Annotated in this window: 22 protein-coding genes; 11 read left to right on the top strand and 11 right to left on the bottom strand. The window is 39.0% G+C overall.

Going from position 1 to position 25998, the window contains the following annotated elements:
• Nucleotides 1-5 precede the first annotated feature (5 nt).
• From AC07WY_RS07095 to AC07WY_RS07065, 7 genes are all read right to left on the bottom strand, one after another.
• Nucleotides 6-1223, bottom strand: coding sequence for an OmpP1/FadL family transporter (locus AC07WY_RS07095; RefSeq protein WP_494736048.1), 1218 nt, complete (start codon nt 1221-1223; stop codon nt 6-8).
• A 254-nt stretch (nt 1224-1477) separates the two neighbouring features.
• Nucleotides 1478-2407 (bottom strand): CysB family HTH-type transcriptional regulator, encoded by a 930-nt coding sequence (locus AC07WY_RS07090; RefSeq protein ID WP_004717184.1) that lies wholly within the window; start codon nt 2405-2407, stop codon nt 1478-1480.
• A gap of 55 nt (nt 2408-2462) precedes the next feature.
• Nucleotides 2463-3524, bottom strand: a complete 1062-nt coding sequence (locus AC07WY_RS07085) for a sulfate/molybdate ABC transporter ATP-binding protein (RefSeq protein ID WP_004823148.1) — start codon at nt 3522-3524, stop codon at nt 2463-2465.
• A 10-nt stretch (nt 3525-3534) separates the two neighbouring features.
• Nucleotides 3535-4431 carry a sulfate ABC transporter permease subunit CysW gene (cysW, locus tag AC07WY_RS07080; RefSeq protein ID WP_004717181.1) on the bottom strand — a complete coding sequence of 299 codons (897 nt, stop codon included), beginning with the start codon at nt 4429-4431 and terminating at the stop codon, nt 3535-3537.
• Nucleotides 4428-5261, bottom strand: coding sequence for a sulfate ABC transporter permease subunit CysT (gene cysT / locus AC07WY_RS07075; protein ID WP_004717179.1), 834 nt, complete (start codon nt 5259-5261; stop codon nt 4428-4430). Before cysT ends, cysW begins: the two co-directional genes overlap by 4 nt.
• An 80-nt stretch (nt 5262-5341) precedes the next feature.
• On the bottom strand, nt 5342-5947 hold the full coding sequence (locus tag AC07WY_RS07070) for an RBBP9/YdeN family alpha/beta hydrolase (RefSeq protein WP_494736047.1): 606 nt from the start codon (nt 5945-5947) through the stop codon (nt 5342-5344).
• A 43-nt stretch (nt 5948-5990) separates the two neighbouring features.
• Nucleotides 5991-7001: a sulfate ABC transporter substrate-binding protein gene (locus tag AC07WY_RS07065; protein ID WP_004823146.1), complete on the bottom strand. Its 1011-nt coding sequence runs from the start codon at nt 6999-7001 to the stop codon at nt 5991-5993.
• Between the two features lie 163 nt (nt 7002-7164).
• Between AC07WY_RS07065 and pabC the strand changes: the two genes are divergently transcribed.
• The 8 genes from pabC (at nt 7165) to AC07WY_RS07025 (ending at nt 14092) form a co-directional block, all read left to right on the top strand.
• Nucleotides 7165-7986, top strand: coding sequence for an aminodeoxychorismate lyase (pabC, locus tag AC07WY_RS07060; protein WP_096734779.1), 822 nt, complete (start codon nt 7165-7167; stop codon nt 7984-7986).
• Entirely contained in the window at nt 7979-9040 is a 1062-nt protein-coding gene (mltG, locus tag AC07WY_RS07055; protein WP_494736046.1) for an endolytic transglycosylase MltG, read from the top strand. The genes pabC and mltG overlap by 8 nt, the downstream gene beginning before the upstream one ends.
• Before the next feature lie 9 nt (nt 9041-9049).
• Complete coding sequence (gene tmk / locus AC07WY_RS07050) at nt 9050-9649, top strand: dTMP kinase (RefSeq protein ID WP_419335409.1); 600 nt, start codon at nt 9050-9052, stop codon at nt 9647-9649.
• 391 nt (nt 9650-10040) lie between these two features.
• Complete coding sequence (locus AC07WY_RS07045; RefSeq protein ID WP_151803289.1) at nt 10041-10457, top strand: PaaI family thioesterase; 417 nt, start codon at nt 10041-10043, stop codon at nt 10455-10457.
• A 487-nt stretch (nt 10458-10944) separates the two neighbouring features.
• On the top strand, nt 10945-11925 hold the full coding sequence (locus tag AC07WY_RS07040; RefSeq protein ID WP_004823139.1) for a hypothetical protein: 981 nt from the start codon (nt 10945-10947) through the stop codon (nt 11923-11925).
• 4 nt (nt 11926-11929) lie between these two features.
• Nucleotides 11930-12811: an arginase family protein gene (locus AC07WY_RS07035; protein WP_034616257.1), complete on the top strand. Its 882-nt coding sequence runs from the start codon at nt 11930-11932 to the stop codon at nt 12809-12811.
• A gap of 108 nt (nt 12812-12919) precedes the next feature.
• Entirely contained in the window at nt 12920-13300 is a 381-nt protein-coding gene (locus AC07WY_RS07030) for a hypothetical protein (protein ID WP_034616260.1), read from the top strand.
• A gap of 18 nt (nt 13301-13318) precedes the next feature.
• Nucleotides 13319-14092: an AraC family transcriptional regulator gene (locus AC07WY_RS07025; RefSeq protein WP_494736045.1), complete on the top strand. Its 774-nt coding sequence runs from the start codon at nt 13319-13321 to the stop codon at nt 14090-14092.
• Nucleotides 14093-14521: 429 nt separating this feature from the next.
• Here AC07WY_RS07025 and nadB read toward each other — a convergent pair whose 3' ends face one another.
• The gene (nadB, locus tag AC07WY_RS07020) at nt 14522-16165 is read right to left on the bottom strand and encodes an L-aspartate oxidase (RefSeq protein ID WP_262781076.1); all 1644 of its coding nucleotides are present in this window, start codon (nt 16163-16165) and stop codon (nt 14522-14524) included.
• 226 nt (nt 16166-16391) lie between these two features.
• Between nadB and AC07WY_RS07015 the strand changes: the two genes are divergently transcribed.
• On the top strand, nt 16392-17792 hold the full coding sequence (locus AC07WY_RS07015; protein ID WP_004823133.1) for a Do family serine endopeptidase: 1401 nt from the start codon (nt 16392-16394) through the stop codon (nt 17790-17792).
• 90 nt (nt 17793-17882) lie between these two features.
• Nucleotides 17883-18329 (top strand): acyl-CoA thioesterase, encoded by a 447-nt coding sequence (locus AC07WY_RS07010; protein WP_419335459.1) that lies wholly within the window; start codon nt 17883-17885, stop codon nt 18327-18329.
• Between the two features lie 97 nt (nt 18330-18426).
• On the opposite strand, the gene AC07WY_RS07005 is transcribed toward AC07WY_RS07010, so the two are convergent.
• A complete protein-coding gene (locus tag AC07WY_RS07005) occupies nt 18427-18960 on the bottom strand; it encodes a carboxymuconolactone decarboxylase family protein (RefSeq protein WP_234623276.1) in 534 nt (177 codons plus the stop codon).
• A 118-nt stretch (nt 18961-19078) separates the two neighbouring features.
• Here AC07WY_RS07005 and AC07WY_RS07000 point away from each other — a divergent pair, with 118 nt between their 5' ends.
• Entirely contained in the window at nt 19079-19942 is an 864-nt protein-coding gene (locus AC07WY_RS07000) for an AraC family transcriptional regulator (RefSeq protein ID WP_494736044.1), read from the top strand.
• A gap of 37 nt (nt 19943-19979) precedes the next feature.
• Here AC07WY_RS07000 and AC07WY_RS06995 read toward each other — a convergent pair whose 3' ends face one another.
• Nucleotides 19980-20840, bottom strand: a complete 861-nt coding sequence (locus AC07WY_RS06995; RefSeq protein WP_419335414.1) for a glycerophosphodiester phosphodiesterase family protein — start codon at nt 20838-20840, stop codon at nt 19980-19982.
• Between the two features lie 84 nt (nt 20841-20924).
• On the bottom strand, nt 20925-25502 hold the full coding sequence (locus AC07WY_RS06990; protein ID WP_494736043.1) for a S8 family serine peptidase: 4578 nt from the start codon (nt 25500-25502) through the stop codon (nt 20925-20927).
• Between the last annotated feature and the right edge of the window lie 496 nt (nt 25503-25998).

Genomic DNA, 25998 nt, shown 5'->3' with positions numbered 1-25998 from the left:
ATGAATCAAAAGCGATAGCCAACTCGAATTCCATGTGCAAAAGCATCATTATGGCCCACTTCAGATAAAGTTGAATTTTGGACAATTGAAGTATTGGCATCTAAGTCGCTAACTTTTGCTTTATTGAATTTAAAATATTTAACCCCATAAGAAATAAAGCTCTGCGGATTGATGTTATATAAAGCACCCAAGCCTAGAGCATAAAAGCCATCAGAAGGATTTAAGGTTCCAGCGGGATTAGCATTGCCTGAGTCCCATGAAATATCTGTAGTGGCAACCCATTGCTGTGAAAATACATGCGCAAGCCCAAGCTTTACAGACCATTGATCCTTGTTGTAATCAATCAGATTAAAAGGTTTGATCAGTTCAGGGTATTGTTCAGCAGCAATCTTAACCACTGCACCAAATTGTCTAGGTTGAATTTCAAAATCTTTCCAATTGACCCACCTCAAATTGCCATAAAGAATATTCGATGGTGTTAAACCTGTCTGAAGATCCAGATTGACGGATTGAGGTGTGGTGATTTGTGTTTTCGCAGAAGGAATAATACTTAAAGTTTGCGCTGCCACATCCTCAGTGATTGCAGATTGATGATTGATCTTGGAGCGATAGGTAATCGCAGTTTTTACTGCATACTCTGGAATTTGATAGCTTAAACCTGCAAGCCAACCATGACCTGAACTTTGTTTTAGCTGTGCATGATAGCCACTCATCGCTGAATAGTTTGCTCCAAAGACTTTGAGTTCACCCTCGAACTGTTGATAAATGCCGCCAGCATATATATTCCAATTCGTATTAGGTTGATAACCCAAGAGCATCGAAAGATTTTGGCTTTTAAAATTAAATTGACCCGATTCTAAAAGTTGCTTTCCAGCAAAGCTCTGTGGGCGATATTCATAACTAAGATCAACACCATAAGGCTGATCATAAATCAGTCCAAATGAAAGTTGTGGGGCCATTTGCAGTTTTGCAGCAGCATTGACAAAGTGGTAATTGTTGACAAGGTTGCCTGTGGAAAAATCTTCAACGCCGAGTTGTTTGAATTGCTCATGTTGAGGGAGTTGCCCTGAAACATCTGCATAGAGCCCTGCATAAGACAATTCTACATAATGATTCGGTTCTAAAAAAGCAAGGATAGACTGGTCAGATTTCTCCATACCTGCGGCATGGCTAAAAAGAGGAACAAAACTTCCAAGGGTTAAGCCCCAAGCAATAGAATTCATTCATTCCCCCCCGAAATAAATTGATCAGTGATAAAGATAAGACTAAATTTTATACTAAAAAGCCATGCTTATAATAAAATATTAAATAAAATCAAATAGATTAATTATTCTTAAAAGTTTGTGTTTAATTTTTAAATGATAAAAAAGAGAGCCGTAGCTCTCTATCTTTGATCATCATGACTATTTGATGGTTTCTTTATTGACGATTTATTCCTTGATGACTTAATTTCTTTCTTAATCATTTATCTCAAAGTTTAATCATCAGGATAGGCAATTTTTTTCAATGCTTTGATATCGGCTTCTGGTGAGCAGAGTGAAATAAACTCATAGCCATAGCCACGAAGTAAATGGCCTTTACGAACCGCAATCCATGTTGTATTTAAACCAAAAATATCAGTATCGATTTGTTTTAGACGCTTATCACGCTCTGTGTCATAAGCGACATCATTGACAATACCAACACCCATTCCCAGTTCAACATAGGTTTTGATCACATCGGCATCCAGTGCTGACATGACGATATCTACATCTAAATTGGCATCTTCAAATGCTTTATCAATTTTAGAACGTCCTGTAAAACCACCGTGGTAGGTGATAATTGGAAATTCAGCCAATTTTTCTAAGGTAATCTCTTTAGGATTCAGCTTAGTCAGTGGGTGATCTTGTGGCGTAATGATACTGTGTTTCCAGTTATAGAAAGATACACTGCCCAAATTATCTTCAGTGGTTAGAGATTCAGTTGCAATACCGATATCAGCCAAACCAAGCAATAACATTTCAGAGATTTCAACAGGGCTAGCTTGTTGCAAAATCAAATGAACTTTGGGAAATGCTTTTTTAAATAAATTGACAATCGGTGGTAACACATAACGTGCTTGTGTATGTGTTGTTGCGATTGTAAGCGTACCTTCATCAACTTTATTAAAATCATCGGCAAGACGTTTAATATTGTCAGCATCAATAAGCATGCGTTCAACAATACTCAACAGCGCTTGACCAGGTTCTGTCAAACCTAATAACCGTTTGCCTTTACGAACAAACAGTTGGACACCCAATTCATCTTCTAAATCTTTAATATGCTTACTGACACCAGATTGCGAAGTATAAAGTGCAGCAGATGCTTCGGTTAAGTTGTAATTTTGACGAACTGTTTCTCGGATAATTCGTAATTGTTGAAAGTTCATGATGTTCGATACCTCAAATGTGGATGAATAGGGGTAATATTCATCCTGTCGTCGATTACGCGACTTGATTTTCAAATAGGTGAAGTGTAGATGCACTTACCCAAACTGTTTGATTTGGTCGATATTGATGTAATTTTGCTTCATCAGGATTTAAAGCAATTTCAATCAGTTGTCCTTGACGATCTTGTAACTCTGCCATGACTTTACCCGCAATCCACAACTCACGTAAGAAGGTTGCTTGAATTGTATTTTCAGTCGGTTGCGTGTGAATTTTCAATTCATTTGGACGAGCAAAGGCAATCACTTTACCATTTGCGGTTTGTGTCGCCGTAGGCAGTTGGATGCGATCTTCACCAATTTGAATGATGCCTTGATGGTTTTCACCTTCAAAACGGTTTGCTTGACCTAAAAAGTCAAATACAAACGGGGTTGCAGGCTTTTCATAAACTTCACGCGGTGAACCAATCTGTTCAATATCACCTTTGTTCATCACCACGATTTGATCAGCAACTTCTAAGGCTTCTTCTTGGTCATGGGTTACAAAGATTGACGTGATATGTAATTCATCATGTAAAGTCCGTAACCAACGGCGTAATTCTTTACGTACTTTGGCATCCAATGCACCAAATGGTTCATCTAAGAGCAATACACGTGGTTCAACAGCTAAGGCACGTGCCAATGCAATACGTTGGCGTTGACCACCAGACAATTGCGCTGGATAACGATCTGCCAAGAAACCAAGTTGTACCAAATCCAATAAACGGGTAACACGTTTTTTGATTTCAGTTTCATTTGGTCGAGTCGCCTTTGGACGAACACGTAAACCAAATGCAACATTGTCATAAACAGTCATATGACGGAACAGTGCGTAATGCTGAAATACAAAACCAACTTGACGTTCACGCACGTGAATATTAGTTGCATCTGTACCTTCAAGGATAACTTGTCCTCTATCCGTTGATTCCAAACCAGCAATAATACGCAGTAATGTGGTTTTACCACAGCCAGAAGGACCAAGCAGGGCAACCAATTGACCTTCTGGAAAATCTAGCGATATGTTTTTAAGTGCATGGAATGCACCGAAGTTTTTTTCAATATTTTTAACTTGAATACTCATGTGCAATTCCTTAAGAAACAGTTGATTCTTTACTTTCGCGATCTTGTTTTTCTTGGCGATATTCAACCCATGTTTTTAAAATTAGGGTAATGATGGCCAAAAATGCTAACAATGTTGAGACGGCAAAAGCAGCACTAATCGAATTTGGTTCGTTATATAAAATTTCAATATGCAACGGTAAGGTATTGGTTTCGCCACGAATATGACCTGAAACCACAGATACTGCACCGAATTCACCCATGGCGCGTGCATTACACAAAATCACGCCATAAATGAGACCCCATTTAATATTTGGAATGGTAATTTTCCAAAAGGTTTGCCAACCCGAAGCACCCAGCACAATTGCAGCTTCTTCTTCTTCTGTTCCTTGTGCTTCCATCAATGGAATTAATTCACGTGCAACAAAAGGAACGGTAATAAATACAGTTGCAAGGATAATGGCCGGTGTCGCATAGAGGATTTTAATATCATGTTCAATTAACCATGATCCAATCCAACCTTGTGAGCCAAAGATCAAAACCAGCATTAAACCTGCAATCACGGGTGAGACTGAAAATGGTGTATCAATAATGGTGGTTAAGAATGATTTTCCACGGAAATTAAACTTGGCAACACACCATGCTGCTGTAACACCAAAAATCACATTTAAAGGTACTGCAATGGCAGCAGTCAATAAGGTGAGTTTGACCGCAGACAGGGTATAAGGGTCAACCAGTGAGGCAAAGTAGACTTGAATCCCTTGTTTAAATGCTTCAACAAAAATAAGCACCAACGGTAGAATTAAGCAGCCTAAAAAGAAAATCAGACCAATAATCAGTAGGGTATTACGTACCCAAGCTGGTTCACGTGTCGCATCACGAGATTGCAGTTTTTCAGCCAAAGCATTGCTGTTGGTATTTAAGCTCATCGTGCGGTTCTCCCTGTACGGCGACTTGCCCAAGCTTGTACCAAGTTAATTAGGAACAAGATAAAGAAAGAAATCACCAGCATCACCACTGCAATTGTCGTCGCACCTGCATAATCATATTCTTCAAGACGGGTAATGATCATTAACGGAGCAATTTCAGTTTCGTAAGGAATATTTCCTGCAATAAAGATGACCGAACCATATTCACCTACACCGCGAGCAAATGCCAATGCAAAGCCAGTCAGTAAGGCCGGAAACAAAATCGGTAAAATGATTCTTGTCACGATCTGAAAACGATTTGCACCCAATGCAGAAGCGGCTTCTTCTAGCTCAGTTTCAAGATCACTTAAAACTGGCTGTACTGTACGAACCACAAAAGGAATACCAATAAAAATTAAAGCAAGCGTAATACCCAGTGAGGTATAGGCAATTTTAATCCCTAAAGGCTCAAGCAAGTGACCAATCCAACCTGTTGATGCATATAAAGAGGTTAACGCAATACCTGCGACCGCTGTAGGTAATGCAAAGGGTAAGTCCACCAATGCATCTACTATACGTTTACCAGGGAATGAATAACGGACTAAGCACCAAGCCAATAAAAAGCCGAAAATTACATTGATCAAGGCTGCAATTAGGGCGGTGGTAAAACTGAGCTGTAATGATTTTAAAATACGTTCAGAGCTCAAGATTTCCCATAAACCATCCCAACCTACGCCTAATGATTTTATGAATACGGCAGACAGTGGTATCAGTACGATTAATGATAGATACGCTAGGGTGAAGCCTAGTGAAAGACCAAAACCTGGCAGCACTCGGGATCGCTGCGACATGATGACTCCTCAAAAGAGAGAAAGCTTATTGAAATCAATAAGCAAATTTAAAACGATTTTGCAAGCTTAAAAGGCAATGATTAAATTGCAAATTTAAATAACAACTTGTTGTCATCAGTATTACTGATAAAGAAGTTTTGCTTATCAAAAATTAAATGATCATAAATTTCAGGAAAGTGTCCAAAGCCTGATGCAACATTGATATGCCCAACCTGACCTAAATTTCGCGGCCTAATTTTCCACGCTTTCGCAAGCTTCTGTGCATCTTCAAAATTTAACCAAGGATCATTTTCAGAAATAATCATTTCAGCAGGGACTGTAATTTTCAACTCATGAAAATAAGCTTCATAGTCACCGATACTGTTTCGAGCAAAACCAGCCTCACCAAAACGTGCTGGATTAGCTGGTGCAACTAAAATAATTTTTCTTACTTTAGCTGCGATTTCAGGGTGCTGAGCCAAAGCAGCAACCGTGGTTAAACATCCGAAACTATGTGCAACAATTTGAACAGGTTGCGTAGCATTGACGACAGTCGCAACAAATTGGGCAATCCAGTCTTTAAGAATAGGTAAGTTCCAATCTTGTTGTTGTACGCGCGAGCAAGACATGAGTTCACGTTGTAATTTAGACTGCCAGTGATCGTAATCACTACCACCAACGCCTGGAACAATAATTGTATGAATCATGTCTATGCTCCTGTTTCCTTTCGCTTAAGTTTATTTTAAACAGTTATTTGCTACTTGCATTGGCTTTGACGATTTGATCAAAAACACCATTATTTTCAAAATGTTGCTTTTGAACTTTAGTCCAACCACCAAACTCTTTATCAATTGTGACCAATTTTAACGGTTTGAATGTTGTCGCATACTTTTGCAAGATTGCTGCATTACGCGGACGGTAGAAGTTTTTCGCTGCAATGTCTTGACCAGCAGGTGAATACAGATAATTTAAATATGCTTTTGCTAAGTTTAAGTTACCGTCTTTTTCAGCATTCTTTTCAACAATTGCGACAGGTGGTTCTGCCAAGATCGACAGTGATGGGGTAATGATTTCAAATTTACCTGGTTGTTCACGTGTAGATAAATACGCTTCATTTTCCCAAGCCAATAACACATCACCAATGCCACGTTCTGCAAATGTCGTCGTAGAACCACGTGCACCAGAATCAAGTACTTTAGTTTGTTTATAAATTTGACGTACAAACTCTTGTGCTTTCGCGTCTGAACCATATTTATGTTTTGCCCAAGCCCATGCTGCTAAATAGTTCCAGCGTGCTCCACCTGAAGTTTTAGGGTTTGGTGTTACAATTTCTACACCTGGTTTTACCAAATCGCCCCAGTCTTTGATGCCTTTCGGGTTACCTTTACGGACGAGGAAAACGATTGTTGATGTGTACGGTGTAGAGTTTTGTGGGAATTTCTTTTGCCAGTCTTTTGGCAATAAATTTGTATTTTGCGCAATTGCGTCGATATCTGCTGCTAATGCTAAAGTCACTACATCTGCTTGCAAACCATCAATAACCGCGCGTGCTTGTTTACCAGAGCCACCATGTGATTGTTTAAACTGGATGTCTTGACCCGTTTTAGATTTCCAAAACGTTGCAAATTGTTTGTTAAAGTTATCGTACAATTCTCGTGTTGGATCATAAGATACATTTAAAAAATCTTTTGCAGCAACGCTGAAAGATGTGGTTGAGATCAGTACTGCTGCCACAGCAAATTTAAGTTTAGAGAACTGCATTTTTTTGCCCCATTTAATTCTGAAGTTCGGTAAGATGGAGTGAGGATAACGCTAGTCTTTATCCATAAAAAATAATAAAAAACGAATTTTATATGAATAAAAGAGAAAAAGAAAATGCTGATATTGCTTATAGTATTCGTGCAAAGCCATAGGAAATTGCTTAATGATCTGTTTTAAAAATGCTCAATTTGTTGATTCTATTTCACTTTTAGATCGAGCATTTCATTATGGAGATGGTTGTTTTAGCACAGTTCGATTACATCAAGATGTTATGGAGTTGGAACTTTTACATCGTGCTCGATTGAAGTTGGCAGCTGAACGTTTATTTTTAGATGTGAATTTTGAGTTGTTGGATCAGACGCTACAATGTTTAAGACAAAAAAATGGAATATTAAACGGTACATTGAAGATCATCATTAGTCGAGGCGATGGCGATCGTGGCTATGCGATGCCTGAACATGAGGCCGATCTTTATGTGGTTTATTATCCAAAAACAACCGCGTGCTTCCAGCCTGAATTAATTCACAGTGGTGTATTGGATCAAGCAATTGGTTTATTGATGCCGAATTTGGTGGGTTTAAAAACCTTAAACCGTTTAGAACAAGTGTTACTGAAAAAAGAAGCTCAGGCAAAAGGCTGGTTAGAAGCATTAGTCACAGATGTACAAGGTTCAGTTGTTGAAGGTGTGAGCAGTAATTGTTTTATTCGGATAAACAATAGATGGATTACGCCTGAACTTCGTTATAATGGTGTACATGGTGTGATGCGTGCCGAGATTTTGTCACGGATGCAACATTATGGTGTCACCTGTGAACAGCGTTTTATCGATATGGATGAAATTCGACATTTTCAAAGCCTGTTCTTTTGCAATGCCCTCAGTCCAATGAAAGTGGTCGAAACGTTGAATCATCAACATCTAGACACTCAATCCTGTGTTGAGTTATTTAATACTTTAAATTTAAGTCAGTTTAATTCTCATGCCTAAAACCAAACCTAAGCCAAAATCTAAAAAGAAAACTCAAGCCCAAGTGAGCAATAACATCTATAAAGGCATTGCGATCGTTCTGGTTGTTTTTTTGATCATAACTGCAATCATTTTAAAAATGAGTATTTTTAAAGCGTATCCAGTGACGGGTCAAAAACAAAAGCTGTCTATTTCAAATGGTGAAACCTATACCGGTTTTATTGATCAATTGGCCAAGGACGATAAGGTTAGTTTTCCAATCATTCTTAAGCTTTATCGGAAAATTTTCATTCATGACACCATGAAAGCTGGTGTGTATGAAGTCACTAAAGGTATGAATGTACGCCAAGTATTAGAAATGGTTTCTAATATTGAAAATGCCCAGATGAGCCGACTTTTGGTGATAGAAGGGACGACAGCGAAGCAATTAATTCAGTCATTAAAAAAAGATCCATTGGTTGAAAAATCGGTGATTCAGCTTCCGAGTGGTGAAATGCTAAAAGCCTTAAATATTCCTTATGATCACCCAGAAGGTTTATTTGCACCTGATACTTATTTCTTTGATAAAGGTGTAACGGATAAGCAAATCTTGACTGACCTGTACCAACGTCAAATGAAAATTTTAGATGAAGCTTGGGAAAAACGCGCGCCAGATTTACCTTATAAAAATAAATATGAAGCCTTAATCATGGCATCGATTATTGAAAAAGAAACCAGTGTAGACAGCGAGTTACGTCAGGTTTCAGGTGTGTTCTATCGTCGTTTAAAACTGGGCATGCGTTTACAAACCGATCCTACCGTGATTTACGGGATGGGTGATAAATATACGGGTAAGATTTCAAAGCAGGATTTACGTACTCCGAGTGCTTATAATACATATACGATCAATGGTTTACCGCCAACACCGATTGCATTACCAAGTAAAAAAGCCATTGAAGCGACGATGCATCCAGATAACTCTGAAAACATTTACTTTGTTGCTACAGGTAATGGTGGGCACAAATTCACAGCCAATCTGAATGATCATAATCGTGCAGTGCAAGAATATATTCAAGTTATGCGGTCTAAGAATTAAGGAATGAGCATGTTTATAAGTTTTGAAGGTACTGAAGGTGTAGGAAAAACCACGCTCATTCAAAAGTTATTTGATTACTTTCAACAACAAGGTCAACAGGTTGTTTTAACACGTGAGCCTGGTGGTACGCCGTTAGCTGAACAAATCCGTTCATTATTGCTGTCGGTCAATCATGACGAACAGATGAGTAATGACACGGAGTTATTGCTGATGTATGCAGCACGAGCACAACATTTGGAAGCTGTGATTTTACCTGCCTTGGCTGAGGGCAAGATTGTACTCTGTGACCGTTTTGTCGATTCAAGTTTTGCTTATCAATGTGCTGGTCGCGGGTTAAGCCGAGAGAAATTACAGCTGCTCAATGAAAATTTTGTTTCTAAAATGCCAGATATTACTTTTTGGTTGGATGCGCCAATTGAATTGGGAATGAACCGTGCCCGCGCACGCGGTGCATTAGACCGCTTTGAACAAGAAAAAGTGGTGTTTTTTGAATCGGTACGCAGTGGGTTTTCTGAAATTCATTTGCGTGATTCTCAACGAATGAAACGCTTAGATGCGACTCAAGCACCAGAGCAAGTATTTGCTGAGGCGTTGAGCTACTTAAAATAAATACCAATCAATTCTCTAAATAAGTGAAATTGAGCAATTTATTCTATTGATTTGAACGATAAAGGGGCTGTTGGCATTTCATAAATGGCTTGCGTTGGAGGCTAAAATTGAGCAGGCAAGGCATGAAAGGAAGAGAATAGCGAGACTATTTTCGAGTTTCATAACGCAGACTGAGATAATTTTAGTCACAACCCTTCGGGACTTAAGTGTTTTTTGTCACTACTTCGTTACGAACCACTCATTTAGAATGACTAAATTTCGTATTTCGTGCCTAGTATTGCCTAAAAAACACTTATAGTCGCAAACATAGATGAATTGTCAACAGCCCCTAGTGTTTTGAACCGAAAAAGTCTTTATATTGTTTTAGGTCAGGGATATAAAGACTTTAATTATGAAAAGCTCGAAAGCTGAAATCGTACAATTCTTACAGCAATTTTTTTCACCTAGCTTACAACGTTGTGAAATTGAAGAAGTAACTGAAAAAGGAGCTTCTTTGGTTTGGCACGTCAGTGATCAAGATATACGTCCAGGCGGAACTGTTTCAGGTCCAACCATGATGGCCTTGGCTGATTTTGCACTTTATGTTGCGATTATGGGTGAAATTGGTTTAGTCGGTTTGACAGTTACGACCAATATGAATATTAATTTTTTACGCAAGCCAACAGGTGGTGTTGATATTCGCGGCGTGTGTAAATTGATGAAAGTGGGTAAAGCTTTAATTGTCGGTGAGGTCTGGATTTATTCTTTAGGTTCGGATGATCCTGTTGCGCATGTGACAGGAACGTATTCTGTTCCACCACAAAAATAAATCATTCAGGGATTTTAAAAGTGCGTATTGGACGAAATTTTTTATAGTCCTTACTGGGTTTTTTGATGGTGTGTTAATGCTCACTATTTTTAGTGCTGGTTAAATTGTTTTGATCATCAATCTATATTTTTGGTTATAGCGTCATTAACAATAGACTTCTTGCATTAGTCCTTTTTAAAGCCATAGATCATCATAAAATCCCCCTCATCCTAGCCTTCTCCCAAAGGGAGAAGGGACTTTCAATACCAATCTGATTCACTCAACATGGCCATTTTTTGATTTATGAAAGATCTTTAATGGATACTTAAATCATGTATGGGCATGGAATCATGAATATCAAAAGAATAATAAACAATCAATTGTATTGATTGATATAGATGCAATTACAACTTGAGTGATATATTGAGTTCTGCAAGGGATAATGCTAATTTATTCATAATAAATAGTTTATTTTGAAAATTAATATAGATTAAATGGAATAAAGAATATGTCATCAGGTCATGAAGTCGTAGATTTGTTTAAGGAACAGGTTTTTCCTTTATCAGATAAATTGACGGAGATGTTGAATGAACACTATTCACATCAAACTGAACGCCGTGGTTGCGGTTATACGCAGGCTACACGCGTATTGGCTGAGTACATTAATTTTCCGCGTGATCAAGTTGAAGCAACTGATTTAAAAATATTTAAAGATTATGATTTTAAGAAATTAAAAAAGATCCTTGAGCAAAAAAATGCTTATGGTTTAGATATTGATGATTGGCATAACTTAGATCAAAATAAATCGATTCAAAATTTTCTTACTCAAGCCAAAGATGATGAGTTTAAAGCCTTAGTTGAACAAGAAGTTGCAATCCAAGCAAACTTAAGACGCTTATCGCAACAAGCACAATTAGAAGAAAGCCATGTGATTTGCGCTATGTTGGAAGATGTGATTTTACCCAAAACAGCAGATGAAACAGGTTATGTTGAAATTGCGACGCTTGACGGCAAGCCTAAAGTGGGCTCATGTCCAATGGCAGAAGCATTTTTCTTAAAGATTGCCCATCGTTCCATGTTAAGACAAGGCTCAATCAACATTTTTGTAGATGATCAAAATCGTCCGCTGTTGATTGAAAAAATGAACATGGGGGATAATCATTCCTGTATAAATTTACAACCTTTATTGATGAATGGAATCCGTATTCCGATTGGTTCTTTATTTTCTGTCGATTATGATATTGAACAAATTGCCAACAAAGTCCCCAATCAAGAGTTTAAAGGCTATATTATTCCCTATAAAGAAATTCAAGGTTTTTGGTTTTTGCGATTAACCACTTTAGCCATTTCACCTGAGAATCGACAAAGGGCATTTACGACACATTTTGAACAACAAGTGAATAATGGGCTTTTTAGTCCTGACACAACACTTATAAAACAACTCAATGATGTTGCAAAATCACAATTGAGAGCACTCAGTCTCGGATAGCTTTATGTTAAATGTTTGTTTTTCTCCACGCTATTTTGCTCAAACACATACCAATAGCATGGAAAAACTTGTTGCAGTCGCAGAGCAACTACAGCAATTTAATCATTATAAATTTCATGAACCACAACAAATTGATCCAGAAATTTTAAAGGCCTTACATTCGCCTAAATATGTTGAGGCTTTTTTAACAGGACAACCGGCAAAACTGGCAACGTTTGCTGGTTTTAAGCCTTGGAATGAACAATTAAGGGATGCGGTACTCTCCATCAATGCTGGGCAATTGTTGGCAACTGAACTGGCATTCCAACATGGGATTGCCGCCAATATTGCGCAAGGGTTTCACCATGCCAATTATGAATATGGCGGCTCATATTGTACTTTTAATGGTTTGGCATTAATTGCACAACATTATGCAAATAAGCGCATCTTTATTTTGGATTGCGATCAGCATGGTGGTGATGGGACGGCTGATTTTACTCGCAGATTAGATAATTTATATAATTTTAGTATTTACGGATTGGCTTTTGGCTACCCCACGTATGAGCGGGCGGAAAGCCGTCATATTCACACCAAGCATGGAAGTTTTGCTCAATATACCATGGCATTGCATGAAGCGTTTCAGCGAGCCAATGAATGGAAAGCAGATATTATTATTTATCAGGCAGGGATGGATTGTCATCAAGCAGATCCTTATGGTTCAGCATGGTTTACGACAGAGTTGATTCAAAAAAGAGATGAAATGGTGTTTAACCTTGCTAAACGTGACAATATTCCGATCATGTTTGTACTTGCAGGGGGCTATCAGAACTTAGATGATTTAGCAAAATTACATGCTGAAACTTTTCATATAGCGCATCGTATTTATTATGGAAAAAATAAAGACTAAACTCGCTGTTAAATTTGGCTGGAATACCGTATTTTTTGGCTGAATTTAGTAATGTACGATCTGTATAAATCCATACAATGATAATTATTCTCATTTATGGTGGTTATCATGTTTATTCAAAATTTAGAAAACTTTCCAATCGTTCGTATTAGTTATCAAGCTGAAGATGCAGTTTCAGTTGATGAAACAATTGCAATTTATGAGTCATTATTGAGTCGCAAAGAAACTTTTGTTTTTATCAGTGAAGGGGCCTTTCCTGAACAAAAAAATGATCATGAAGAACGCAAGCAAGTTGCAGCATGGGTTAAAGCAAAACGTGAAATTTTAACCCAATATGTGAAAGCATTGATTCATATTGAACCTGATGAAAATATTCGACTTGAGACGCAAAAATTTGCCAATAACTTTATTAAGTTTACAGGCTATCCGATGTTTATTGTAGACAATCAACAACAAGCGCAGAAAGTCATCGACGCTGTTTTAAAGTGATAAATATATAGGCAAACCATGCTTGATAATGTGGATCCTTTTTTTGTAGATCAAATAGACCAAGCAATTATTGTATTAAAAATACATCAGCAAGTTCCTGATTGGGAGCTTGCGTCACATCAGCATGTAAAAAGCCAATTGATGATGACAGTGAATGGCTTAATTACTGTGGAAACACCATCTGGTATTTGGGTTGTTCCTGCGCAACAGGCTTTATGGATTCCATCAAATGTGCCACATAAAGTCAGTAGTTATGGTGTCTCTTCTGGCTATGTTGCATTTATTGACCGCCAACTTGATCATCTTTTAGAACCGAATTGCACCATGTTGCAAGTGACAAATTTGCTGAATGCCTTATTGGAAAGAGTTGAAACCTTGTCTGATACGGTATTTTCAGAAAAAGACTTCCGTTTGCAGCAATGCTTGTTAGATGAAATTCAATTAGTTGTAAAGCCAACATTTTATTTACCCATTCCACAAGATCTTCGTTTAGTTAAATTGACCCGCCATTTATTAAAGCATCCTGAGCAGAATCAAAGTTTGGCTGAATGGGCAAAGTTATGCTGTATGAGTGAACGAAGCCTTACACGAACTTTTCATCAAACGACAGGGATGAGTATTAATCAATGGCGAAGAAAGTTACATGTTGTACTGGCATTACAGTGGTTAACAGAAGGAGATTCAGTGCATCAGGTTGCGATGAAATTAGGCTATGATAGTGATAGCTCATTTATTGTAATGTTTAAGAAAATAATGCAGCTTTCTCCTCGAAATTATATGCAGCAAACATAAGGTTTTATTTTTAAGTAGAAGAATTTATTGCATTTTATCAAAATGAATTTATAACTTTATGAATTATTAAAAGATTTGCACTGTCGCATTTTAGCTTGAAAAATTTAAATTGATTTGCGTAGACGATGTCTGACCTTGCGCTACTATATCTGTAGCGGTGCCTCTCCTTGTGTTATCACATTCTTGCGCTACAAACAAAGCAGTGCTTTGTTCTTGCTCAAGTGCTTTGTTTTACTCAGAATGAAAAAACCCATTTTTAGTAATTGATGAAACATGATCAAATAATAAAAAAAGCTTTGATTTATATTCAGTGAATTATGCTGATGCATATAAAATTTTGAAACCACTAAAGCTAAAAGTAAAAATTGATAATATCTCCATAAAAAATAGCCAGAGTGATCTGACTATTTTTTGTGATTTCAAAGGATTTTAAACTGCTTCATTTACCAATGGGGTTTCAACTGTAAAGTTTGGTGGTGTTAATACCGTTTTTCTTAACTCAGGTGAAAGCTCAGGATAATCAAGCGTGTAGTGTAGACCTCGTGATTCTTTACGCTGCATAGCACAACGAACAATCATCTCTGAAACCATGACCAAATTACGCAGTTCAATCAAGTTCTTACTGACATGATAATCCTGATAATATTCAGTAATTTCTTTCTTCAACATTTCAATACGATGCAATGCTCGTTGTAAACGTTTTGTGGTTCTTACAATTCCGACATAGTTCCACATGGTTTGGCGGAGCTCATCCCAGTTTTGCAGAATCACAACATCTTCATCAGGATTGGTCGATTGTGAAGCATCCCATTCAGGCACGGTCGGTATATCAAAGTGATGATTAAACTTTGCCTCTATGTCCTTGGCAGCACTCATACCATATACAAAGCATTCAAGCAGTGAATTGCTGGCCATACGGTTAGCCCCATGTAACCCTGTATATGACGTTTCACCAATCGCATATAAACCAGCTAAATCAGTTTGGCTATGTTCATCGACCACCACACCACCGCAAGTATAGTGCGCAGCGGGAACAACTGGGATCATATCCTTAGTGATATCAATACCAAGTTCCAATAAGCGCGCGTATAAGGTCGGGAAATGTTCTTTAACAAATTCAGCTGGTTTATGACTGATGTCTAACCAGACATGACGGATGCCTAAGCGTTTGATTTCATAATCAATGGCGCGTGCAACAATGTCTCGTGGTGCAAGTTCAGCACGTTCATCAAAGCGCAGCATAAAGCGTTCACCATCAGGTAAACGTAAATACGCACCTTCACCACGCATTGCTTCCGTAATCAGAAATGAGCGTGCTTGAGGATGATATAAACAGGTTGGATGGAATTGATTAAATTCCATATTTGCGACACGACAGCCTGCACGATATGCCATGGCAATACCATCGCCTGTGGCAATATCAGGATTTGATGTATATAAATAAGCTTTCATTGCACCACCACAAGCAAGGGCAGTAAATGGCGCTAAAAAGGTATGAACTTTTTCGTTGTTTTCATCAAGTGCATAAAGACCGACCGCACGATTGGGCTGTTGTTTATGTCCTAATTTATGTGTGGTGATTAAATCAATCGCAATGTAATTTTCAAAAATATGAATATTTTTCTTTTCTTGAGCGCGTTGAACCAGTGTGGTCGAAATGGCTTTACCTGTGGCATCGGCTGAATGAATAATGCGACGTTGTGAATGTCCACCTTCACGAGTGAGATGTAATTGTTCATCTTCATCTAATGTAAACTGCACACCATGGTTGAGTAAAAAATCGACAGAAGGTCGACCACCTTCAACGGTATGTTTGACTGCATCAATCTCACATAACTGTGCGCCTGCAATCATAGTGTCATCAATATGCTGTTGAATTGAATCTGTTTCATCAAGTACAGCAGCAACACCACCTTGTGCAAAATATGTGCTTGCATCGGTTAAGGTTGATTTCGCTAAAACAGCAATATTAAAATGTTCAGGCAAAGATAAGGCTAAACTTAAGCCTGCACCGCCACTCCCCACAATAACCACGTCAAATTGATGAGTTGTACTTAAATTAGACATGTCCATCAGCTAATTTGAAAAATGTTTGCTAATAACACTCTTTTTTTTAACAAATTACAATAGTCACATGTGTCAGATTTTAGTATAAATAAGATATTCCAAGGCTTTTAATATAAAATTAAGTAAAGTCTTGTTTTATAAAAAAATGTAAACATATTTTTACGTAACGATATTAAATAATATGTTACAAACATTTTTAAGCAAATAATCATCAGATGCGGGTTCGTGAGAAATGAGTAATGGTCTAATACAAAAAGGAATGTATGCAGCAGTATTTACTGTCGCTGCGGCAACATCACAAGTTCAAGCTTCAACACCTGTGGATTTTTCTAACTTGGTTGAACAAGTCAGTCCAGCTGTTGTAAGTGTTAATGTTGTTAAAAAGTTATCTCAGGAAGAGTTGTTACAGCAACAAGTACCTGAAATTCTAAAGCGTTTCTTTGGTAATCAAATCATTATTCCACAACAACGCGCGCCACAAGAAAAGACTGCGTATGGTAGTGCATTTTTTATTAGTAAAGATGGTTATTTACTGACAAATCACCATGTGGTTGAAGATGCATCTAAAGTGACGATTATGCTGAATGATCGCCGTGAAATTGATGCAAAAGTGGTGGGCAGTGATGAACGTACAGATGTGGCTTTATTGAAAGTTGAGGGGAATAATTTCCCATCATTATCTGTGGGTAATGTAGATCAACTTAAAGTCGGGCAGCCTGTTCTAGCAATCGGTTCGCCATTTGGTTTTGATTATTCTGCATCAGCAGGGATTGTCAGTGCCAAGTCACGTAATATGATGGGTGAAACCTCTGTTCCATTTATCCAAACTGATGTGGCATTAAATCCGGGTAACTCAGGTGGTCCGCTATTTAACCAACAAGGTCAAGTTGTTGGCGTAAACTCTCGTATCTTTAGTGGTACGGGGGGGTATATGGGCTTGTCATTCTCTATTCCAATTGATGTAGCAATGGATGTTGCTGATCAGTTGAAAAAGAATGGTAAAGTAACCCGTTCTTATCTTGGTGTAATGCTGCAAGATATCGATCGAAACTTAGCAGAAGCTTATAAATTAGATAAACCAGAAGGTTCGTTGATTACTCAAGTTGCACCGAATTCACCTGCAGAAAAAGCGGGCTTTAGATCAGGCGATGTAATCTTAAAATATAATGGTTCGCCAATATCACGCACCTCTGAATTATTGAATTATTTGAATCGTACTCAACCTAATCAATCTGTTAAGCTCGAAGTTTTACGTGACGATAAACCAAAAGTAATTACAGCAACTTTAACTGTTGCACCAGATGATACCCCTGCAAAAGTTGACAATACCAACACTTCGGCTAAACCAAATAAAGGCCCTATCATTGGTGTTGCGATTCGTGCTTTAACTGAACAAGAAAAGAATCGTTTAAATGTTAAAGGTGGTGTGTTTATTCAAGATGTGACCAGAGGTGGCTTAGCTGCACAGTCACGAATTTTACCTGGTGATGTGATCACCCAAGTAAATAACAAGAAAGTAAATACACCAAATGATTTTGTAGATGCTATTTCAGAGCTACAGAAAAATACGGTAGCGCGTGTAGCGATTGTTCGTGAAGGGCAACATGCTATGATTGGATTACGTATTCAATAAATACAACTGATCAGAATCAGCCACTCAAAGAGTGGCTTTTTTATGTCAAACTTATACGGATGGTTGAAAGAGTGGAAAAGGAAAGAAGATATGAGTTCAGTATTTGATTTAAGAATCAAAGTAAAACCAGAGCATATAGATGTCTTAGGTCATGTAAACAATGTGGTCTATGTACAATGGATGCAGGATGTTGCATCTGCACATATCGAAACATTGGGTGTTGGACTCGATCAGTATTTAGAAATGAAACATGCAATGGTTGCTGTAGAACATCATGTTCAGTATCGCAAAGCAGCAATGTTAGATGATGATGTTATTTTGAGAACTTGGTTATACGAGATCAACGCACTTTATTCTTTCCGTCAGTATGCTTTTTTTAATGCCAAAGACCAAAGCTTGCTCTTTACTGGCAATACCAAATGGGCATGTATAGAAATTGCTTCAGGGCGTCCGAAACGGATGTCACCGACTTTTATCCAAGCCTATCAGCCCATTGATCCTGAAATAGATCCTTTTGATTTAAGTTCAATTATTTAAATTACTTGGATTTTTAGATGAAGTGCAATAACACATAAAGAAAATCTTATATTTAATGAAAGCGACCTCTCTGTTTTACAAGAGAGGTCGGTAAATTTTATATCAATTCGACTCGTGGAAAGTCTACTGGCGTATCTAGTGCAATATTGATGTAGTTAGTGAATATATTCAAAGCCACATGCGCCATAATCTCAACGATTTGTTGGTCATTAAAACCTACATTGCGAAGAGTTGTGATATCAGCGTCAGTCATCTGAGCTCGTTGATTGACCACCTTTAAAGCAAAAGTCAGTGCTGCTGCTGTTTTATCATCAGCTGCTTTTCCTATTTGTGCTTCAGCCATTTCAGCAGCGCTTGCGCCAGCATTTTGACCGAGTACAGTATGTGCTGCTAAGCAATATTCACAGCGGTTTAAATTGGCGATTGCAACAGCAATCTGTTCACCTAATTTTGCACCAAGCGTACCTTTACCTAAAGCAGCGAAAGCGGACCACATGCTTTGTAACGCTGCTGGCGAATTTGCCACTGCCTTAAACATATTTGGAGTCGTACCAAAAGCTTGTTGAATTTGAGTTAATAAAGGCTGACTTGCTTGGGGTGCGAGTTGAGTGTCAAGGTTGATACGTGACATATTGATCTCCTTAAAAGGATCGTAGTGATAGTAGAAGTGCATCAAACTTTGATTATTATGTGTAAATTTTTTGTATGATTAGATACAATATGTTCATAAAATATATCAATTCGTTCAAATGAAAACTATTCACCCCATTGATCGCCTGTCAGGTCTGCTTGATCGATTCCGCATGCAGGCAGAGTTGTACCATACTGGTGTATTATGTGGCGTCAGCCATTTTGATGCTTGTGAAGGGTATGGCTATTTACATGTCTTACGTCAGGGACAACTGGAAGTCAGTCATCCAGCTATGACGCATTTGCCAAGACGCATGCGTTTTGATGAACCAACGCTACTTTTTTATCCTGGGCCAATTACACATCATTTTCATAACCCGCCCAGAGAAGGTGCTGATTTTACCTGCGCGCGGTTGATACTGGATGGTGGACAACAGAATCCACTGGTAAGGGCATTACCTGCCGTAATTGCACTTCCTCTAGCGCGTGTACAAGGATTGGATCAGGCGCTTGCACTATTATTTGCTGAAACCGACCATGCCCATTGTGGGCAACGATTATTAGCGAATCGCTTATTTGAAGTAGTGGTGCTTCAACTATTACGTTGGCTATTAGATCATCCTCATGAAGCAGGGGTAAGCACTGGACTTATTATTGGCCTTTCAGATCCACGTTTGGCGCGCACGCTGGTGGGAATACATGAATATCCGGGTGAATCGTGGACACTAGAGCGCATGGCTGAACTGGCATGTATGTCTAGAACAGCTTTTGCCAATACCTTCCGTGATGTGATGGGACAGACACCAGCTGAATATTTAACAGACTGGCGTATTGCTTTGGCACAAAGTAGATTGCGTGAAGGGCATTCAATTAAAATATTGGCTGAAGAACTGGGTTATGCTAATCCATCAGCATTATCTCGCGCATTTTCAGTCAGAGTAGGTATGTCTCCCCGAGAATGGTTGACCAGCCATCCTGTCTAATGCTTAGTGTAATGATTTATGACTTAACTTAAACACTTCATCGATTGGAAAATTGAGCAGGGGAATCAACCATTACGGCTTCAGCACCTAACTGTTTTGCTATTCGATAGTCTGCTTCAGAATTGATACCGAACAGGACAATACGATTTGCTGCTTGTGTCTTAAAGCAGTTCATAATTTCCTTATCCCAAACAAACTCTGCTTTTGAACGGCCTTCACCTAAGGTATAGGTTTCTACAACCTCAACCTGCCGTCTTAACTCCAAACCGTGCCATCCAATTGGTTCTTGAGCAGCCTGACAATTATGGTTCAGCGCGACACGGGCTAAAATATCCCGAGTATCATCTCTTGCAACAAAATACGGAATTTGACCGACCTGTTTGACAGCATCTGTATAACGGCGTTCAGTGGAGTAGAGCCTAACTCGATTAAGTGAGTTAGTCGAAACGAGTACACGTTTAATAGCCGTAGCAATTTGCACCGGATCTGCATCAGGCGATTTAATATCAATATAAAAAGTGGTTCGAGGAAATTGAGTAAGCACCTGTTGAAGTGTTGGGATACGGATTCCTTTACCTCTCCATGGGTAAATTGTTTGTTGTCCTGTATTGCGGGCGACATTCCATCCTGCATCCAAGCCCTGTAATTGTTTTACAGTATATGCAGAGACCAAACCTTGGCCATTACTTAAAGCATTCAGATTATTAGGACGATAGAGTACAGGAACACCATCATTGCTTAACTGTACGCTGATCCAGATCACATCTGCGTGATTCCTTAGAGCGAGATCAATTGCATAGGCTGTGTTCTCAGGCGCATCCGCCGTTCCACCGCGATGTGCAACAATTAGTGGTGATTGACCCGTTTGATTTGAGTAAGGCGCTGCATTTAATGCCATGCTATGTAGTCCATGACCGAATATGCATATCAACATGATGTTTTTAAACAAACTATTTTTCATAATAATATTGCAACCTATGGATTAAAATTTATAGCCATATTGGAGTCTTATGCCATTTTCACTATATTTTTTCGCGAACTGTCCTTCATAATTGACCGAAAACCCGTGGGTGTTGGCGATATCGACATTGAAACCAAAATTGATGATGCCTGTGTTCTGATTATTGGGAACATCTAAATAACCAGCATCTCCAGCAATCAGTGAGTTATTTGATATAAATGTTAATTTGCCCGCTTTATCATTATTTTTTAGACGGTTTTGCCATGCTAAGCTTGCATTTAAACTTAGAGATGTTGTATCCCATACGTTCCATTTTTGAGATATATCCAGACCGACAGTTGAAGATACACGGTCAATATTCGTTTTTTCACTATTTAGTGAATAGTATCCATTACTTTGTTGAATGGAATCATTTTCTAAGTAGTCGTATGCAACACCGATAAATGGTTCCATATATAGGTTATTGCGTTGCAATGCATAGCCCATCTCAGCGTTCAACTGATAAGTACGACCATTGTATTTTGCATTAAATTGACCATCATTCTGATCATTAAATCGTGATTTAACCTCATTACGTCCCAATGTACCACTGAAACGAAAATTGATTTGATCAATTTGAGTCCCTGTATAGATACCGAACTGATAATTATCGATTTTAGCATTGGCATTATTTTTGTTATTTAAATCTTTGGTATTAATGGCTGCAGTTATTCCGATTGCCCAATCTCCAAGTGTAGTATCTGCGCCTAAAGCTAGACCCTGCCTCTGAACATTATAATCATGCATCTTGGCATTGCTGAGATTATTCCATTCCCCCAGACGAGACTTGCTTTTTGAGTCTGAAAAATCTATCCAAGCATTATTACTGTTCTCCTGATTACGTTGAATATAGCGTAGACGTTGATTGGTTAAACGACGATTGCGATCCATATCCTGAAATTCTTCTGTCAGAATATCGCCATGAATTGATGCAATTTGGGTCGCTTTTTCAGCTCTAGCTTGCTCCAATAACTTTGCTTCAGCAGCGGCTTTATCGGCAGCGGCTTTATCGGCAGCGACTTTTTCCGCGGCAGCTTTATCGGCAGCGGTTTTCTCAGCAGCGGCTTTATCGGCAGCAGCTTTTTCAGCAGCGGCTTTCTCTGCGGCAGCTTTCTCTGCGGCAGCTTTCTCAGCAGCGGCTTTTTCCGCGGCAGCTTTATCGGCAGCGGCTTTCTCAGCGGCAGCTTTTTCAGCAGCAGCTTTCTCTGAGGCAGCTTTATCGGCAGTGGCTTTTTCCGCGGCAGCTTTATCGGCAGCGGCTTTCTCAGCGGCAGCTTTATCGTTAGCAGCTTTCTCTGTAGCAGCTTGATCCGCGACAGCTTTTTCAGCAGCAGCTTTCTCTACGGCGGCTTTCTCTGCGGCAGCTTTATCGGCAGCGGCTTTCTCTGCGGCAGCTTTCTCTACGGCAGCTTTATCGGCAGCGGCTTTTTCCGTGGCAGCTTTATCGGCAGCAGCTTTCTCAGCGGCAGCTTTTTCAGCAGCGGCTTTTTCAGCAGCGGCTTTTTCCGCGGCAGCTTTATCGGCAGCAGCTTTTTCAGCAGCAGCTTTATCCGCGGCAGCTTTATCGGCAGCAGCTTTCTCAGCGGCAGCTTTTTCAGCAGCGGCTTTATCGGCAGTGGCTTTATCCGCGGCAGCTTTATCGGCAGCAGCTTTCTCAGCGGCAGCTTTTTCAGCAGCAGCTTGATCCGCGGCAGCTTTATCGGCAGCAGCTTTTTCCGCGGCAGCTTTTTCAGCAGCGGCTTTATCGGCAGCAGCTTTCTCAGCGGCAGCTTTTTCAGCAGCAGCTTGATCCGCGGCAGCTTTATCGGCAGCGGCTTTTTCAGCAGCGGCTTTCTCTACGGCAGCTTTATCGGCAGCGGCTTTCTCAGCGGCAGCCTTGTCAGCAGCGGCTTTTTCCGCGGCAGCTTTTTCAGCAGCAGCTTGATCCGCGGCAGCTTTATCGGCAGCGGCTTTTTCAGCAGCAGCTTGATCCGTGGCAGCTTTATCGGCAGCAGCTTTCTCAGCGGCAGCTTTTTCAGCGGCAGCTTTTTCAGCAGCAGCTTTATCCGCGGCAGCTTTATCGGCAGCGGCTTTTTCCGCGGCAGCTTTATCGGCAGCAGCTTTTTCCGCGGCAGCTTTATCGGCAGCAGCTTTCTCTGCGGCAGCTTTATCGGCAGCGGCTTTCTCTGCGGCAGCTTTCTCAGCAGCGGCTTTTTCCGCGGCAGCTTTCTCAGCAGCGGCTTTATCGGCAGCAGCTTTTTCCGCGGCAGCTTTATCGGCAGTTAAGTCCCTGAATTGTAATTTAAGTTTCTTATCTTCTTCAGTTTTTGTTAATTCTGGTTGAATATTTTCAGTAGCAATCGATGTAAGATAGTTATTATTAAATATTCCATTAATTTTTGTAGCATCCATTAAGGTATATTCATTACCTTGATAGCGGAGGGTATCATTTTTCCCAAGTAATTTATCTGGGCTTTGTTCATAGGTCTGGAAGTTAGCTCCATTTAAATAAGCATTACCCCGAACAACCAATTTGTCCACTTGCTCATTTTTGTCTCTAATTTTGGCTGAATATGTGGCGTCAGGGCTAAATTTAATATCTCCATTAATAGTAAATGTACTAAATCCTGTTTGATTGTAAAGTGATGGTGCAAATCTGCCACTATTGATTTCGATTGTTGCAGACTGACCTTGACCAGACAGTGTCCCTAATTTATTGACAATAATGCCTGAAGATAAAGATCCTGTGATATCAATACCACCTTCATTAATGAAAGTATTGCCTGCATAGGTATTGTTTCCCGATAACTGTAATGTTCCACTGCCTTTTTTAATCAGACCACCGCTACCAGCGATATTGTTTGACCAAGTATCGAATGAACATTCAGCTGCATCACAACTACGTTCTCTGGTTGTGCCAATATCATATTTTATCCCTTGGCCCATATTGACGGTGAAATCACCATTTCCAAAAGTATTGGCCAGATTATCCAGATCATCACCCAAATTTTGTTTTACATCCTCAGCAAGCATGTTTTTTACATCATCCGCTGAAGCAAACATTGCTGGTCCTTTAATGGCGTTTTCCAGATCAATTTTTCCCCAACCAAAGTATTTATCAATTACTTTGGCACGACCGTCAGTTACTCTACCATTTTCATCCATATCAGCAGCTGTGGTTTTTAAAACAGAAACAGTCTGGCTGGAGCTCATATAGGGAAAGCGTTCCATAAGAACAGCGAGAGCACCTGTGGCATGTGGTGCAGCCATTGAGGTTCCAGTCATATACTCATAATTATCAGCAAGCTTTCCATCTTCAACTTTAAATGTTGAACTATAAATTCCTGTTCCGGGCGCTGCCACACACCACAATGCGGTATAACCACATTGTGAAGACCCTGTATACAGTGTTTCTTTGGTGCTATCGTCATTCACCAAAATTTGAGTTTGTCGAAGACCTTGACCGACTTGTTCCCACAAATAGTCTTCTTTGCCAATTGCAAGATTTGCTTGACGTAAATATTTTTTATTTTGAAAAGTAACTTCAAAAAATTGTAAATCATCACCCGCACTGAGCGTTTCACTATCTTCTGGAACAGTGATTTCTTTACTGCGAACCAATGTTAGATTACTGACAGTAAGATAATTGGGCAGTAAGTCATTATAAACGATAGGCATCCCTTGAAAGGCACCAGGTTCGTTATAATGATTGTAATTTCCAGCAGCAAAAACGTTGACTACGCCTTGTTTTCCAGCTTCTCGAAGGGCCCTGATTTGGTTGACAAGCCCATTGTTTGATTTGTCATTTGCCCCAAAATTGAATTTTTGACCATTACGTTCAATTATACCGTCTTCAGCTTCAACTACATCTTTCACTGTAATTGAAATTTTAGATTCCCCCCTTTTCGTGGGGGTGGTCGTATATATGACTCGATTTAAAAAATCATAGGGTTTGGTTTTATCAGACTTTTTTTCAAAGTCTTTTACTGTTGATGTGCTTATACCATCGATACCAATCAAGTCTTTCCATTGAGGATCTCCAGGATTGATGCCATAGTCTTTATCTCCCTCTGTACCCCAGCTATTATTAATTAGACGAACTGCCGTAGTGTCGAGAAAAGGGTAAATATTATTATTCATATGTTGTGCAAAAATATCTGCACCATAGGCTACGCCGTGCATGCCTTGATCATTCTTTTTAGCACCAATGATCCCAGAAACATGAGCGCCATGGGTATAATCTTCGGCATTGAATCCGTCAGCTACTTTACTGCCGATACTTAAGTCTGAATTATGTTCTTTACCATCTTTATTGGGGGTTACAAATGTGAGTTTGTCAGTAAGTTCGCTTATTCCTGAGGGAAAGTCTGAATCTGCAACCCCAATGGCAATTCCCTTACCCGTATAGCCTTTTTCATAAGCATACTGCGCACCAATACGACTTAGTCCCCAATTGGCATTGAACTCATCAGTTTCAGCACGCAGTGGTACTGCAAAGGAGGACGATGAAATAATCGGATACCCCAGCAAAATACTACGTAACAGTATGCTTAACGTTTTTTCTTTAAATATACGTTTCATCTAAATTTTTTAACCCTGTAAGTTTTTGTTTCTGTCGTTTATGTATGTGGAGTGAAAATAACTCAGTGATTTTTAACTTAATTTAAACCATGCCATCATTTATATTTAATATTGTAAATATATGATTTTACCAAGGTTTATATATTTTTTGTCGAGCCTTTACGTTCGACAAGTAAATGAATCATTTGGATGTTATTTAATTTATTTTGTCCTGTGACAAAATAAATTAAATAATGGGACGATACCATAATGATTTAAATAATCAATTTTTTTTGCATAAATAATTGTAAAAATTATACGATTTTTATGATCAATTCTTATGCGTTGATTGACTGACTATCTTCATGTGTCACTGAGAAAATACACTTAAAAAAAACACTCAGATGAGCAATCGCGAATTTCAAAAAAACATTAAATTAGACCAGAGCTAATGGTTTTTTGCCGTGGATATTGTGCGCAATTTTTAGCGATTTTGTGATTAAACCCGTTTCCAAAT

It is taken from the genome of Acinetobacter sp. GW821-FHT01C12 (assembly GCF_059422625.1).
This window is presented reverse-complemented; position numbering and strand designations above follow the sequence as displayed.